The organism is Amycolatopsis circi (assembly GCF_003385235.1).
GTDB classification, from domain to species: Bacteria; Actinomycetota; Actinomycetes; order Mycobacteriales; family Pseudonocardiaceae; genus Amycolatopsis; species Amycolatopsis circi.
The window spans coordinates 23,772-36,476 of sequence record NZ_PQIA01000094.1; the positions used below are offsets into that span (position 1 = coordinate 23,772).

Consider the following 12,705-nt stretch of genomic DNA (forward strand, 5'->3'; position numbering starts at 1 on the left):
CTGCGGGTACCCGCCCGGCTTGCGCGGCTCCGGGCTTTGGGGGAGCTTGAGTCTGGCTACTGACCGGGGCCTTGCGGCGGGTACTGGGTGCCTGGCCGGGGCGGTTGCGGGGCGTTCGGGTACTGCGGCCCGGGCGGCGGATAGCCGGGCTGGGCGGGGTAGTTCTGTGCGGGATAGCCGGGCTGCTGCGGCCCGGGCGCGGGATAGCCCTGCTGGCCTGGGTAGCTCTGGCCGGGTGGCAGATAGCCCTGCTGCGGCGGGAAGTAACCCGGTGGCGGCCCTTGCTTCCGCCGCGACGAAGCCCGCACCGCGACCACGATCGCGACGACCAGGCCCGCTAGCAGCAGCAAGACGATGAGGTGCCAAGGCTGCAGAGCCACGATGAAGATCCTCCCCTGGGCGAGGGTCCATCGTAGGCCCCTCAGCCGGGTTCGCGCACCGGAAAGGATCAGCCCTGCGGGGGCTGCTGCGGCGGGTACTGCTGACCGGGCTGCTGCGGGTATTGCTGCTGCGCATCCGGCTGCGGGTACTGCCCCTGCGGCGGGAACTGCTGCGGAGCACCAGGCTGCGGCGGGTACTGCTGCCCCTGCGGCTGCTGCCCGTACGGCGCACCCGGCCCCTGTTGTCCCGGATACTGCCCCGGCCCGGCCTGCGGAGGCTGCTTTGGCCGTCCCACGGTGAATTTCAAGACCAGTACGACCACCAGCAGCAGGATCAGCGCGCCCGGCAGGACGAAGTTCAGCATGGGTTTCCCATCGGGTCGGGCACGGACAAGGCGAGATGCTAATTCCTCGCCGGGGTCAGCGCAGGGCAGCCGCCGCGATCGCCACGCCTTGTTCCGCCGACAAACCCAGCCCCCGGATCACCTCGGCGTACGAGGCCGCGGCGGCTTGGGCTCGCGACAGTGTCTCGTCGCCGGTCGCGCCGACGAAAGTGCCTGCTCTGCCTCGGGTTTCCAGCAGCCCGGCTTCCTCGAGTTCGCGGTACGCGCGCGCCACCGTGTTCGGCGCGATGCCCAGGTCCGCGGCCAGTCCGCGCACTGTCGGGAGTTTCGTGCCGACCGCGAGGGTTCCGTCGTTGATCTGGTTCGCCAGCGAGGTCCGGACCTGTTCGAACGGCGGAACGGACGAAGCCGGGTCGTAGCTGATGCTCATCGTTGCCGCCGTTTCCTCCGGGTACTCACCACAATGCCCAGCGCCAGCAGCGCGAACGCCACCGCGAAGCCGATCAGCACCACCCATCCGCTGATGGCGACACCGGTGTCGCCATGGTGCAGGTGCGGTCGCGCCAGGTCCATGCGTCCAGGTTAACGGGCCGCCGCGATCAGTTCGGCCAGATCTTCCGAACCCGCGGGCAGCGCGTCGACCGGCCACCAGCGCAGGTCGTCGGATTCCTCGCTGCGCACGGGTTCCGCGCCGGGCGGCGCGTGCACCGCGTAACGGACGTCGAAATGCCGCGTCGGGACGCCGAGCGAGCAGGTGATCGGGTGGACGTCCAGGTGCACCGGCGTTTCCCCGATCACCAGGCCGCTCATGCCGGATTCCTCGGTCGCCTCGCGCAGGGCGGCGTCGGACAGCGACGCGTCCGCCGGTTCGCAGTGCCCGCCGAGTTGCAGCCACCGGCCGACGCGCGGGTGCAGAGTCAGCAGGACCTGCGTGCCGGTCGAGTCGAGGACCACCGCGGACGCGGTCAGGTGCCCGGCCTCGCAGGAGCGCTGGCAAGTGTCCGAACGCGACGCCAGAAAACCGAGAAACGCTTGCCGCAGCGACTCTTGCGTTGGCGCCGACGGTTTCCATTCCGTCAGCGCGGCGACGGCGGACTCGTGCAGGGTCATCGTTCGACCAGCCAATCGCCGGTGGTGAGCGGTCCGCGCGGGGGAGCGGGTTCGGCCGGGTGCCCGATCGCGACCGCGCCGAGCGGATGCCACTGGTCGTCCAGGTCCAAAGTGGACCGGACCAGGTCGGCGGCGAAGATGGTCGAGCCGATCCAGCACGAGCCGAGGTCTTCGGCGGCCAGCGCGACCAGCAGACCCTGCACTGCGGCGCCGGCGGCGACGGTGAACATGGTGCGCTCGTGCCGGTTTCGCCGGTCGTCGCGGTAGGTGTGCGCGCCTTCGGGGAGCAGGAACGGGATCACCAGTTCCGGCGCGCGATAGAGAATGTCGCCGCGGGACAAGCGTTTCGCGATCTGTTCGGGAGTGAAGCCGTCGCTGGTCAGGTCGGCTTCCCAGGACGACCGCATCGCGTCGAGGAGTTTGCGGCGGAGGCCTTCGTCGCGCAGCCAGATGAATCGCACCGGGTGCGTGTGGTGCGGCGCGGGTGCGGTGAGCGCGGCTGCCACGGCACGACGCATTGCCTCGGGATCCACCGGTTCGTCGCTGAATTGCCGCACGGAACGTCGGTGCGGCACGGCTTCCCGGCGGCCCTGCGCGATGGATTCGTTGGTGCCTAAGCGAAAGAGGTCTTCGTCGATCGGGCGGATCAGGTTGCGCGCGCTGGAACCGTCGTCGTGGATCTGCAGTCCACGCACGACTGCCACTGGCAGTCCGCCGAGTTTGCCCTTCACCAGATCCGCGGCGGCGGCGATCTCATCCGCGATCGCGATTTCCGTAACGGCCAACTCGTTGCCCTGCGAATCGATCTGTCCGGCATACCCGTGCAGCACGCGCAGGCCGGACGCGCCGATCGCGGCGTCCGTCTGGCCGACTCGCCAGGCCCGGCCCATAGTGTCGGTGACGACCACGGCCACCTCGACGCCCAGCCGTTCCCGCAAACCGTTGCGCAGAGCCAAAGCCGACCCATCGGGGTCCGCGGGCAGCAGTGCGACCTCGTCGCCGCGCACGTTCGACGCGTCGATCCCGGCCGCCGCCTGCACGATGCCCAGCCGGTTTTCGGTGATCAGCGTGCGGGCGATGCGAGCGACCACCCGCACCGATTCTTCCTCGATCAGCTTGCGCCGGGCCGCGTCGCGTGCCTCGGGATCGCTTGGCACGCGGACGAGGTTGCCCTCGATCTTCGAAAAAGCCTTGCTGGTCACCACGACCACGTCGCCGGAACGCAGCCACGGCGCGGCGGCCACGATCGCGCCGGTCAGGTCGTCGCCGGGACGAAACTCCGGCAACCCCGGGACAGGCAGGATCTCGATCTTCTGGGAAGCGTGATCAGCCAAGAGAGACTCCAGCCAGGTCGAGCGCCGCGCGGACCATGTCCGCCGTCGCGTCCACATCGGACATCAGCAGCGGCACCGCGCGCACGTCCACGCCGGGCACCGTGACCTCGTGATCCTCCGGCGCGACGAGCCAGCCGTCGAGCACGCCGCCCTCCGTTCGCGCGCCGTAATGGCGGCCGACCGCTTCCGCCGAGGTCTCCACCCCGATCGCGGTGAGACACGCGTCGGCCATGCCGCGCAACGCTTTCCCGCCGATGATCGGCGACACCCCGATGACCTTCGCGGGGGATTTCCGCAGCGCGTCGCGCACCCCGGGCACCCCGAGCGTCGTGCCGACCGACACGACCGGGTTCGACGGCGCGAACAGCACGACGTCCGCCTCGGCCAGCGCCGCCAGCACGCCGGGGCCGGGTTTGGCCTCGTCGTTGCCGACCGCGACGATCGAATGCGCGGGCACACCAGCCCGGTAGCGGACCCACCACTCCTGGAAGTGCACGGCCTTCTGCTGGTCCGGCTGCTCCGGGTCGTCGATCACGACGTGCGTCTCGACCCGGTCGTCCGACATCGGCAGCAGCCGCACGCCGGGCTGCCAGCGGTCGCACAGCGCCTCGGTGACCTGGGACAGCGGATAGCCCGCGCGCAGCATCCGCGAGCGGATCAGGTGGGTCGCGATGTCCTTGTCGCCGAGCCCGAACCAGGTCGGCTCCGCGCCGTAGGCGGCGAGTTCCTCCTTGACCGTCCAGGTCTCGCCCGCGTGGCCCCAGCCGCGTTCGGAGTCGATGCCGCCGCCGAGGGTGTACATGCAGGTGTCGAGATCCGGGCAGATGCGCAGGCCGTGCATCCACACGTCGTCGCCGGTGTTCACCAGCGCGGTGATCTCGTGCGGAGATTCGCCCGCGCCGATCGCGGGCAGTCCGAGTGCGGTTTTGACCCCGAGCAGGAAGCGGGCGCCGCCCACCCCGCCAACCAGTACGACGATCTTCACGACTGGCGATCCTCGCACGTCCGCGGCGCCGGGCCCCAGTACCGGTACCTGTGGTGCTCCGAACAGCCCAGCGCGGAATACAACGCGAGTGCGCCGGTGTTGCCGACCGCCACCTGCAGGATCCACTTGTTGGCTCCGTGTGCGCGGCCCCAGTCCGCGAGCGCGTGCAGCACCGTCGTGGCCAGGCCGCGGCGGCGAAACTCCGGTGCGACAGCGAGACGGGCGACGTGCAGCCACTCGTCCACGATCGCGCCGCGCACCGCGCCCGCGGTGATCCCGTCGGCCAGGACCACGCCGTAGCCGACCTTTCCGGTGGTCACGACGTGCCACTGGGCGGAACTCGGCTCGGTGGTGTTCTCGGCCAACGCCCACCATTCCGGCGTCGCCTGGTCGAGGACCTCGGCGTCCGGTGAAGGCCCGGACGGCAGCGGACCGGTCAGTACCGACACCCGGTGCCCGGCGGCATGCTCGACCTGCTCGCGCCAGCCCGCCGCGGCCACCTCGCGCTCCAGATCGCTGCCTTCCAGCACCTGGACGGCGGGCGGAATGCCGCGGGCGTGGGCGAAGTCACATACCGCCTCGAGCGCGTCCGGGAGCGGACAGCCGGGGTCGCCGACAGCGAGTGCGCTGTTCGCGCGCCCGGTGAAGCCGTCAGCCCAGCGCAAAGTCCATTCTCCGAGCGGCTCCTCGACCACCGCCGGCCACGCTTTCGCGCACACGATTTCGAGCTTTTCCCGGGAGTTCACGGTTAGATTGTGACGGAGAGAGCTGTCCCGTTCCGCAGGAGAACCCATGAGCTACGCGCGCAAGGACGACCGGCACAACGACGAGCTTGTCGACGAGATCGCCGATGGCTTCAAGCGGACTCTCGAAGAGAAACGCGAGGGCGGCAAGCCCGCCGGCCCCGCCTTCACGATTACCGGCGATGCCCGGAACGCGCCGAAACCGCGTCGCCGGGACCGCTGAGCGGCACGGATCCGCCCCGTTTCCAGGGGTGGGATAAGGGTCGCCTAACCACCACCGGGGGCCGGGGAAGCGCGTAATGTCCGCACCGACCGGCCCAGCAGGAGAAGCCAGGAGTACGCAGTGACCTACGTGATCGCCGAGCCCTGCGTCGACGTGCTCGACAAGGCGTGTATCGACGAGTGCCCCGTGGACTGCATCTACGAGGGCGAGCGGATGTTGTACATCCACCCGGACGAGTGCGTCGACTGCGGCGCCTGCGAGCCGGTCTGCCCGGTCGAGGCCATCTACTACGAGGACGACGTCCCGGACAACTGGTCCGACTACACCAAGGCGAACGTCGACTTCTTCAACGAGCTGGGCTCGCCCGGCGGCGCCTCCAAGGTCGGCAAGACCGCGCACGACCCGGGGTTCATCAAGGCTCTGCCCCCGCAGGGCGAATGACCCGGCTGCCCGACTTCCCCTGGGATTCGCTCGCCGAGGTCAAGGCCCGCGCGCAGGCGCATCCCGGGGGCATTGTCGACCTGTCCGTCGGCACGCCCGTCGACCCGGTGCCGGACTCGATCCGCGCCGCGCTCGCGTCGGTGTCGGAGATTCCCGGCTACCCGACCACGCACGGCACGCCTGAGCTGCGCGAAGCGGCCGTAACGGCGTTGCGGCGGCGGTACGGGATCACTGGCGTCGAACCGGACGCCGTGCTGCCGACGATCGGTTCGAAAGAGGCCGTGGCCTGGTTGCCGCGGCTGCTCGGCTTCGGGCCGGGCGACGTGGTGGTCATCCCGGAGCTGGCGTACCCGACGTACGAGGTCGGCGCGCTGCTCGCGGGCGCCGAGGCGGTGCGCGCGGACGGGCTGACCCAGCTCGGCCCGCGCCGCCCGGCGATGATCTGGCTGAACTCGCCGTCGAACCCGACCGGCCGCGTGCTGGGCGTCGACCACCTGCGCAAGGTGGTCGAGTGGGCGCGCGACCGCGGCACCGTCGTGGTGTCCGACGAGTGCTACCTCTCGCTCGGCTGGGAGGCGGAACCGCTGTCGGTGCTGCACCCGTCCGTCCACGGTGGACAGACGGACGGTCTGCTCGCGGTGCATTCGCTGTCCAAATCGGCGAACCTCGCGAGCTACCGCGCCGGGTTCGTGACGGGCGACCCTGCGCTGGTGAAAAAACTGCTGGAGGTGCGCAAGCACGCCGGCATGATCGTGCCGCGGCCGGTGCAGCAGGCGATGGTGGCCGCGCTGACCGACGACGAAGCCCTTGCCGTGCAACGCGAACGCTATCGTGCGCGTCGGGTGGTGCTGCGGAAGGCGTTGCAGGACAGCGGGTTTGAGATCACGTACTCCGAGGCTGGGCTGTATCTCTGGGCTACGCGTGGGGAATCCGCGCAGGCCACTGTGGAATGGCTTGCCGAGCGTGGGATCTTGGTCGCGCCGGGCACCTTCTACGGGCCTGCGGGTCGCGACCATGTGCGGGTCGCGCTGACGTCAACGGACGAGCGCATCGAGGCCGCCGCCGAGCGGCTCGCTGGCTAGGCGCTCCGCTCCCGGAGAGGTCCGTGAGGGGAACCCTCACGGACTCTGATTCCCTCAGGGTTCCCCTCACGGACCTCTGCGCGCCCGCGTGCTGCTGAGAAGATGTCGCATTGGGTGCGCGGGTTCAGTAGTCGCGGCCGGTGAAGCCGCGGTAGACGAACCGCGTCAGTGCCTCGACCGCTTCCTCGTCCGACGGCTGGTTCCAGCCCGCCGGGGGCGGGGTCAGCAGCCACATCTGCGCGAAGTTGTCGATCAGCTGGTACATCATCGCGATGGTCAGCTGGGTGTTCGCCGGGAGCCTTAAGCCAGCCGCGGTGACGTGTTCGAGGTGGCTCTCGACGTCTGAGGCCTGAGTGGCGCCGAAGTTCGCGTACGTGGCCGCGAAGTCGTCGTTCACCATCGCCGCCTGGCGCAGCGCGAGCATCGTGGGCGCGTTGGTGCGGTAGAAGTCCCAGTACTGCCGCACGTGCCAGCGGACTGCGGCCGGATCGCTGAAGTCGGCCAGGTGGTCGTCGCCCAAGGCCTGCCGGTCGCTGTCCTCGGCCAGGTCGGCCAGCAGCGCGACCAGCAGTTCTTCCTTGCTCGCGAAGTGGTTGTAGAACGACCCCGCGGCGCGGCCCGCTTCCTTGGTGATGTCGGTGATCTTCGTGTTCAGGTAGCCCTTGGCCGCGAACACGCGCTTGGCCGCTTCCTTCAGCGCCGCTTCCGTTTCGGCGGCTTTGTCCTTGCGGCTCGTCGCCGTCATCCGGCACCTCCCTTGACGCGAACGCTATCAGCGGGCATTCTGAATTCAGATTCACTGAATCAAAGTTCACCGAAAGGGGCGAGGAAGATGACGGTGCTGGTGGCGGGAGCGGGCCCGACCGGGCTCACGCTGGCGATCGAGCTGGCGCGGCGCGGGGTCGGCGTGCGGATCGTGGACAAGGCGGAGCAGTACTTCGCCGGTTCGCGCGGCGACGGGCTGCAGCCGCGCACGATGGAGGTTTTCGAGGATCTCGGCGTGCTGGACGCGGTGCTCGCCGCGGGTGCGCCGCCGTATCCGATGAAGGTGTACCTCGACGGGAAGTTCGCCATGGTGCGGCGGATGGCCGAGCCGGTCGAGCCGACGCCGTCGGTGCCGTATCCGACTGCCTGGTTCCTCGGCCAGTCGCAGACCGAGGGGATCCTGCGGGACCGGCTGGCCGAGTTCGGCGTGCGGGTGGAGCTGAACACCGCGCTAACCGGCTTCACGCAGGACGAGGAGAGCATCACCGCGGAGCTGTCGACGGGGGAGACGGTGCGGGCGGAGTACCTGGTCGGCGCGGACGGCGGGAAGAGCTTCGTGCGCAAGGCGCTGGGGATCGCCTTCGAGGGGACCACTGACGAGTCGATCCGGCTGCTGCTGGGCGACGTCTCGGCGGAGGGGCTCGACCACGACTCGGGGTACTGGTTCGCGACGGCGGACGAGCCGATGTCCGGCGTCGCGTTCACGCCGCTCGCGGGGACGCCGCACTTCCAGTTCTCCTCGCCGCTCGGCGACGGCGACGCGGAGGCCTCGCTGAGCGCGTTGCAGGCCCACCTGGACCGGGTGTCCGGCGGCGGGGTCCGGCTGCTCGACCTGGCGTGGTCGACGGTGTGGCGGCCGAATATCCGGCTGGCGGCAGCCTTCCGGCAGGGCCGGGTGTTCCTCGCTGGTGACGCCGCGCACGTGCACCCGCCGACGGGCGGACAGGGGCTGAACACCGGCGTGCAGGACGCGTACAACCTCGCCTGGAAGCTCGCCGACGGATCGCCTGCGCTGCTGGACAGCTACGAGGCGGAACGGCGCGCGGTCGCGGCGCGGGTGCTGGGGGTGAGCAGCGCGTTGCTGGAGAAATACAAGGAGGGTGCGGACGACGCGCACGAACGTGGGCCGGAGACGCAGCAGCTCGATCTGACTTATCGGGGCGGACCGCTGTCACCGGTTGGTACGGGGGCGCTGCGGCCGGGGGACCGGGCACCGGACGCGCCGCTTGTCGACGGGAATGGCAAGAGCGTGCGGCTGTTCGAGTTGTTCCGGGGTCCACATGCGACAGAGCTGGTGTTCGGCGAGGGATCGCTGGGGACGGAGCATCCGGCGTATCGGATTTTGCCGAAGGGTTCGACGGGGGAATTCGTCGACGTGGGTGGGCATGCGTATGCGGCTTATGAGGGCACGCAGGGGAAGCGGGTGTTGGTGCGGCCGGATGGGTATGTGTGGTCGGTCTCGTGAGTGGCTATCGCGGTTCTAACCGGGATAGCCACTCACGAGACCGCGTGCTCGGCCTTCTCGATGCGGTGCCATACGTCGAGCCAGGCAGCCCGGGCTCGCGCACGCTTCGCCAGCTCGTGTTCGACAATCCGCCCGGCGATGAAGCCGATCTCCGCATCCGCGTTGGCCAGTGCGCCGCGCACCTTCTCCGCGGCGAAGACCGCGTCCTGGTGATCGCCTAGGACGGTCTGGAATTTGCGGGTCGCCTTGATCAGTTCGGACAGCTTTTCGGCCTGCTTCTTTTTCGCCGCCGAGCGGGCCAATTCGGCGGTGTAGCGCAGTTTCTTGCCGTGGATGCGCAGCGCGTGCAGGTCGTCGTCCGGCGGGTTCGGCGGCAGGGCGGCGACCGCGCGGGCGAGCTTTCGGTACGGCTTCCGTACGTCGGCGGCCAGACCGGGCTTCTCGGACGGCGTCTCGTCGATCTCGTGCTCGGCGGTGCGGGACAGCTGAGCGATGCCTTGCAGCAGGGTCGCATACCGCGGGCTGGACAGCGCCCGGTTCAGCCGGCGGCGGGCGGTGGTGCGTTCGGAGACGAAGCGGGACACGAGCCGTCGTCCGGCGGCCTGGTCGCGGACGTCGAAGTCGGCGATCACCTCGCGCAGGTGGCCGATCAGGACGTCGTAGTCGCGGACCTCGCCCAGCACCTGGCCTAGCCAGCCGAGGTCGGTGCGCACTGGTTCCACGGTGGCCCCGACCAGCGCGCTGGAGGATTTCAGTACGCTGCGCATCCGCCGTTGCGCGACGCGCATCTGGTGCAGTTCCTCCGGATCTGCACCGACCCGGGTGCCGGGTTCGCGGGACAGCAGTTCGCGCAGTTCGTGGTCGAGTTTGGCGCGCACGTGCGCGGCCGCCGGGGCCTCGGGCCCCGCTTTCGCCGGTTCGGCGGGGAGCCCGAGTGCGGCCGGCGTCGTCGGTTCCGGAGTGCGGCGGCTGGTCGCTTCGGAAGTCACCTGGTTAATGGTAGGTGAACAGCGATCGGATCGGAGTCCGCCGAAACAGCGAGAGGGTGCGCTCCCCGCGGCGGGAAGCGCACCCTCTCGAACGCTGGATCAGTTGGCGTGCAGTGCTTCGTTCAGCTGGATGCCGACACCGCCGCGCGGCACGACCTCGACCGCACCGGTCGCGGAGTTGCGCCGGAAGACCGCGCCGGAGATGCCGGACAGCTCGCGTGCTTTGACCGTCTTGCCGTCGACCTCGACCTTGGTGCCCGCGGTGATGTACAGCCCGGCCTCGATCACCGAGTCGTCGCCGAGGGAGATGCCCGCGCCGCCGTTCGCGCCGATCAGGCAGCGTTCGCCGACCGAGATCACCTCGGTGCCGCCGCCGGACAGCGTGCCCATGATCGACGCGCCGCCGCCGACGTCGCTGCCGTCGCCGACCAGCACGCCCGCCGAGATGCGGCCTTCGACCATCGACGCGCCGAGGGTGCCCGCGTTGAAGTTCACGAAGCCCTCGTGCATCACGGTGGTGCCGGACGCGAGGTGCGCGCCGAGGCGTACGCGGTCGGCGTCGGCGATGCGGACGCCGGTCGGCAGCACGTAGTCGACCATCCGCGGGAACTTGTCCACGCCGTACACGGAGACCGCGCCGCGCGACCGCAGCCGCAGCCGGGTCTGCTCGAAGCCCTCGACCGGGCACGGGCCGTGGCTCGTCCACACGACGTTGGCCAGCAGGCCGAAGATGCCGTCGAGGCTCTGCCCGTGCGGCCGGACCAGCCGGTGCGACAGCAGGTGCAAGCGCAGGTAGACGTCGTGTGCGTCGGCGGGCGCGGTGGCCAGGCTGCCGATCGTGACGCGCACCGCGACGACCTCGACACCGCGGTCGGTGTCCGGGCCGAGCAGCGCGGCCGCGGACTCGCCGAGCAGCTCGGTGGTCTGCTCCGCGGTCAGCCGCTCGGTGCCGCTGGTGCCTGCGCCGACCAGCTTCGGGTGCGGGTACCAGGTGTCCAGCACGGTCCCGTCGGACGTGACGGTGGCCAGCCCGACGCCGACGGCGCCGGTCGTTTCGGGGTCAGGGGTCTGCTCGCTCACGCTGGTCACGGTAGCCGAAGCGGGCCGGATCAACCTGTGGTGGCCAGTTGGTTCACCTTTTGCTTGGCCTCGGTCAGCGCGGCCGAGATGGAGACCAGCGCCTGCGTGCACGCCCCGCCCGGCGTGGGGACGGTCGTGCAGCCTGCCTGGCGGAACGCACCGACCGCCTGGTCGAGCGCCGTCGCGTCGCGGTCGAGCGGCTGGTTGACCGTCTTGCCCGCTTTCGCCAGCTTGTGCACCGAACCGGCGGTGTTGCCGACCTCGGTGACGTATTTCTCACAGCCCTTGGGCAGCTGCGTCTGCGGGCCGGTGAAGCAGGCGTCGGCCGACAGCGCGTCGAGCTTGGTCGGCAGGGCGTCCGGACCCGGATCGCCGGCGCCAGGACGGGCCTTGGGCCCGGCCTCGGTACTGCAGCCGGTGAGGACGAGGGCGAGGACGCCGAGAGCGACCAGGGAGCTTCGCGTGCGCACGTCCTCACGGTAGCCCCCGCGCTGGCTGGGTACCGTGCCGGTATGACCTCCCTTGACCTGCGCGCCGATCCGGCCGAGCTCACTGCTGCCCTTGTGGATGTGTTCAGCGTCTCCGGGGAGGAGGGGAAGCTCGCCGATGCGGTGCAGGCGGCGTTGGTGGAGCAGGCTCCGCATTTGGAGGTTGTGCGCAATGGGGATGCTGTTTTGGCGCGGACTCATTTGGGGCGGGCTACGCGGGTTGTGTTAGCCGGGCATTTGGATACTGTGCCGGAGAATTCCAACTTGCCTTCTCGGCGTTCTGGGGTCGGGGACGATGCTGTGTTGCACGGGTTGGGGTCCGTGGACATGAAGGGTGGGGATGCGGTGTTTTTGCATCTCGCCGCTACTTTGCCGGAGCCTCGGCATGATGTGACGTTTGTTTTTTATGACAATGAAGAGGTTGAGGCTGTTCGGAATGGGCTTGGGCGGATTGAGCGGGAACTGCCGGAGTGGTTGGTCGGCGATCTCGCTATTGTGGGGGAGCCGTCCAACGGGGTGATTGAGGCTGGGTGCCAGGGGACTTTGCGGGTTGAGGTTCGGACGGCTGGGGCTCGGGCGCATACTGCTCGGGCTTGGATGGGTTCGAATGCGATTCATGCGTTGGCGGAGCCGTTGCGGCGGTTGGCTTCTTATTCGGCTCGGGTCGTGGATATTGATGGGCTGACTTATCGGGAAGGGCTGCAGGCTACTGCTATTTCTGGTGGGGTGGCTGGGAATGTAGTGCCTGATGCTGCTGTTTTGACGGTTAATCATCGGTTTGCGCCGGATCGTGGGGCGGGGGAGGCTGAGGCGCATGTGCGTGAGGTGTTTGACGGGTTTGACGTGACGTTGGTGGATATGTCGCCTGGGGCGTTGCCTGGGTTGTCTGCTCCTGCTGCTGCGGAACTTGTTGCTGCGGCTGGGGGGTCTGCTGCGGCTAAGTTGGGGTGGACGGATGTGGCTCGGTTTGCCGCGTTGGGGATGCCTGCGGTGAATTTCGGGCCTGGGGATCCTACTTTGGCTCATACTCAGCAGGAGAATGTTCGGGTGGGGGAGATTCGGGAAGTGGCTTCGGTTTTGAGGAAGTTCCTCAGCTGAGTTCTCGGCTCGTCGCCTGGCGGCGACATTGCGCCTCGTTGGTTGCGTGGGGCACCCCGTTGCCCATTGTGCTGACGGTTCGGGGGTGCTTGTCAAGGCGGGAAAGATGCCTTGACAAGCACCCCCGAACCGCAGGGAGGCTTCGTATCGGGGTTGGGGGCTGTCTCTCATCCACATC

The 12,705-nt window shown here is 69.2% G+C and carries 17 protein-coding genes; 5 read left to right on the forward strand and 12 right to left on the reverse strand.

Going from position 1 to position 12,705, the window contains the following annotated elements; genetic code table 11:
* Positions 1-56: 56 nt before the first annotated feature.
* The 8 genes from D0D37_RS31535 to D0D37_RS31570 form a co-directional block, all read right to left on the reverse strand.
* Entirely contained in the window at positions 57-380 is a 324-nt protein-coding gene (locus tag D0D37_RS31535) for a hypothetical protein (RefSeq protein WP_208720241.1), read from the reverse strand.
* A gap of 68 nt (positions 381-448) precedes the next feature.
* Complete coding sequence (locus D0D37_RS31540; RefSeq protein WP_116204242.1) at positions 449-745, reverse strand: hypothetical protein; 297 nt, start codon at positions 743-745, stop codon at positions 449-451.
* Between the two features lie 55 nt (positions 746-800).
* Positions 801-1,154, reverse strand: a complete 354-nt coding sequence (locus tag D0D37_RS31545) for a GntR family transcriptional regulator (protein WP_116204243.1) — start codon at positions 1,152-1,154, stop codon at positions 801-803.
* Positions 1,151-1,297, reverse strand: coding sequence for a resistance to Congo red protein (locus D0D37_RS31550; RefSeq protein WP_116204244.1), 147 nt, complete (start codon positions 1,295-1,297; stop codon positions 1,151-1,153). Before D0D37_RS31550 ends, D0D37_RS31545 begins: the two co-directional genes overlap by 4 nt.
* Positions 1,298-1,306: 9 nt before the next feature.
* Positions 1,307-1,834, reverse strand: coding sequence for an NUDIX hydrolase (locus D0D37_RS31555; RefSeq protein WP_116204245.1), 528 nt, complete (start codon positions 1,832-1,834; stop codon positions 1,307-1,309).
* Complete coding sequence (locus tag D0D37_RS31560) at positions 1,831-3,168, reverse strand: coenzyme F420-0:L-glutamate ligase (RefSeq protein WP_116204246.1); 1,338 nt, start codon at positions 3,166-3,168, stop codon at positions 1,831-1,833. The genes D0D37_RS31555 and D0D37_RS31560 overlap by 4 nt, the downstream gene beginning before the upstream one ends.
* Positions 3,161-4,153: a 2-phospho-L-lactate transferase gene (gene cofD, locus D0D37_RS31565; RefSeq protein ID WP_116204247.1), complete on the reverse strand. Its 993-nt coding sequence runs from the start codon at positions 4,151-4,153 to the stop codon at positions 3,161-3,163. Before cofD ends, D0D37_RS31560 begins: the two co-directional genes overlap by 8 nt.
* Positions 4,150-4,899 carry a GNAT family N-acetyltransferase gene (locus tag D0D37_RS31570; RefSeq protein WP_162834560.1) on the reverse strand — a complete coding sequence of 250 codons (750 nt, stop codon included), beginning with the start codon at positions 4,897-4,899 and terminating at the stop codon, positions 4,150-4,152. Before D0D37_RS31570 ends, cofD begins: the two co-directional genes overlap by 4 nt.
* A 46-nt stretch (positions 4,900-4,945) precedes the next feature.
* On the opposite strand from D0D37_RS31570, the gene D0D37_RS47165 reads away from it, so the two are divergent.
* From D0D37_RS47165 to dapC, 3 genes are all read left to right on the forward strand, one after another.
* Entirely contained in the window at positions 4,946-5,119 is a 174-nt protein-coding gene (locus D0D37_RS47165; RefSeq protein WP_167493595.1) for a hypothetical protein, read from the forward strand.
* Between the two features lie 120 nt (positions 5,120-5,239).
* Positions 5,240-5,560, forward strand: a complete 321-nt coding sequence (gene fdxA, locus D0D37_RS31575; RefSeq protein ID WP_009072848.1) for a ferredoxin — start codon at positions 5,240-5,242, stop codon at positions 5,558-5,560.
* Positions 5,557-6,642: a succinyldiaminopimelate transaminase gene (gene dapC, locus D0D37_RS31580; protein WP_116204249.1), complete on the forward strand. Its 1,086-nt coding sequence runs from the start codon at positions 5,557-5,559 to the stop codon at positions 6,640-6,642. The genes fdxA and dapC overlap by 4 nt, the downstream gene beginning before the upstream one ends.
* Positions 6,643-6,766: 124 nt before the next feature.
* On the opposite strand, the gene D0D37_RS31585 is transcribed toward dapC, so the two are convergent.
* Positions 6,767-7,387 carry a TetR/AcrR family transcriptional regulator gene (locus D0D37_RS31585; protein ID WP_116204250.1) on the reverse strand — a complete coding sequence of 207 codons (621 nt, stop codon included), beginning with the start codon at positions 7,385-7,387 and terminating at the stop codon, positions 6,767-6,769.
* A gap of 87 nt (positions 7,388-7,474) precedes the next feature.
* On the opposite strand from D0D37_RS31585, the gene D0D37_RS31590 reads away from it, so the two are divergent.
* On the forward strand, positions 7,475-8,872 hold the full coding sequence (locus tag D0D37_RS31590; RefSeq protein WP_116204251.1) for an FAD-dependent monooxygenase: 1,398 nt from the start codon (positions 7,475-7,477) through the stop codon (positions 8,870-8,872).
* A gap of 32 nt (positions 8,873-8,904) precedes the next feature.
* Here D0D37_RS31590 and D0D37_RS31595 read toward each other — a convergent pair whose 3' ends face one another.
* From D0D37_RS31595 to D0D37_RS31605, 3 genes are all read right to left on the reverse strand, one after another.
* A complete protein-coding gene (locus D0D37_RS31595) occupies positions 8,905-9,861 on the reverse strand; it encodes a CHAD domain-containing protein (RefSeq protein WP_116204252.1) in 957 nt (318 codons plus the stop codon).
* Between the two features lie 99 nt (positions 9,862-9,960).
* A complete protein-coding gene (gene dapD, locus D0D37_RS31600) occupies positions 9,961-10,941 on the reverse strand; it encodes a 2,3,4,5-tetrahydropyridine-2,6-dicarboxylate N-succinyltransferase (RefSeq protein ID WP_116204259.1) in 981 nt (326 codons plus the stop codon).
* A 29-nt stretch (positions 10,942-10,970) separates the two neighbouring features.
* The gene (locus D0D37_RS31605; RefSeq protein ID WP_116204253.1) at positions 10,971-11,411 is read right to left on the reverse strand and encodes a hypothetical protein; all 441 of its coding nucleotides are present in this window, start codon (positions 11,409-11,411) and stop codon (positions 10,971-10,973) included.
* Positions 11,412-11,453: 42 nt separating this feature from the next.
* Between D0D37_RS31605 and dapE the strand changes: the two genes are divergently transcribed.
* Entirely contained in the window at positions 11,454-12,527 is a 1,074-nt protein-coding gene (dapE, locus tag D0D37_RS31610) for a succinyl-diaminopimelate desuccinylase (protein ID WP_116204254.1), read from the forward strand.
* Positions 12,528-12,705: the final 178 nt, after the last annotated feature.

Excerpts from the sequence above, each read along its gene's own strand:
- D0D37_RS31540 (WP_116204242.1), bottom strand. The coding sequence starts at position 745 with ATGCTGAACTTCGTCCTGCCGGGCGCGCTGATCCTGCTGCTGGTGGTC.
- D0D37_RS31545 (WP_116204243.1), bottom strand. The coding sequence starts at position 1,154 with ATGAGCATCAGCTACGACCCGGCTTCGTCCGTTCCGCCGTTCGAACAG.
- D0D37_RS31550 (WP_116204244.1), bottom strand. The coding sequence starts at position 1,297 with ATGGACCTGGCGCGACCGCACCTGCACCATGGCGACACCGGTGTCGCC.
- D0D37_RS31555 (WP_116204245.1), bottom strand. The coding sequence starts at position 1,834 with ATGACCCTGCACGAGTCCGCCGTCGCCGCGCTGACGGAATGGAAACCG.
- D0D37_RS47165 (WP_167493595.1), top strand. The coding sequence starts at position 4,946 with ATGAGCTACGCGCGCAAGGACGACCGGCACAACGACGAGCTTGTCGAC.
- dapC (WP_116204249.1), top strand. The coding sequence starts at position 5,557 with ATGACCCGGCTGCCCGACTTCCCCTGGGATTCGCTCGCCGAGGTCAAG.
- D0D37_RS31585 (WP_116204250.1), bottom strand. The coding sequence starts at position 7,387 with ATGACGGCGACGAGCCGCAAGGACAAAGCCGCCGAAACGGAAGCGGCG.
- D0D37_RS31590 (WP_116204251.1), top strand. The coding sequence starts at position 7,475 with ATGACGGTGCTGGTGGCGGGAGCGGGCCCGACCGGGCTCACGCTGGCG.
- dapE (WP_116204254.1), top strand. The coding sequence starts at position 11,454 with ATGACCTCCCTTGACCTGCGCGCCGATCCGGCCGAGCTCACTGCTGCC.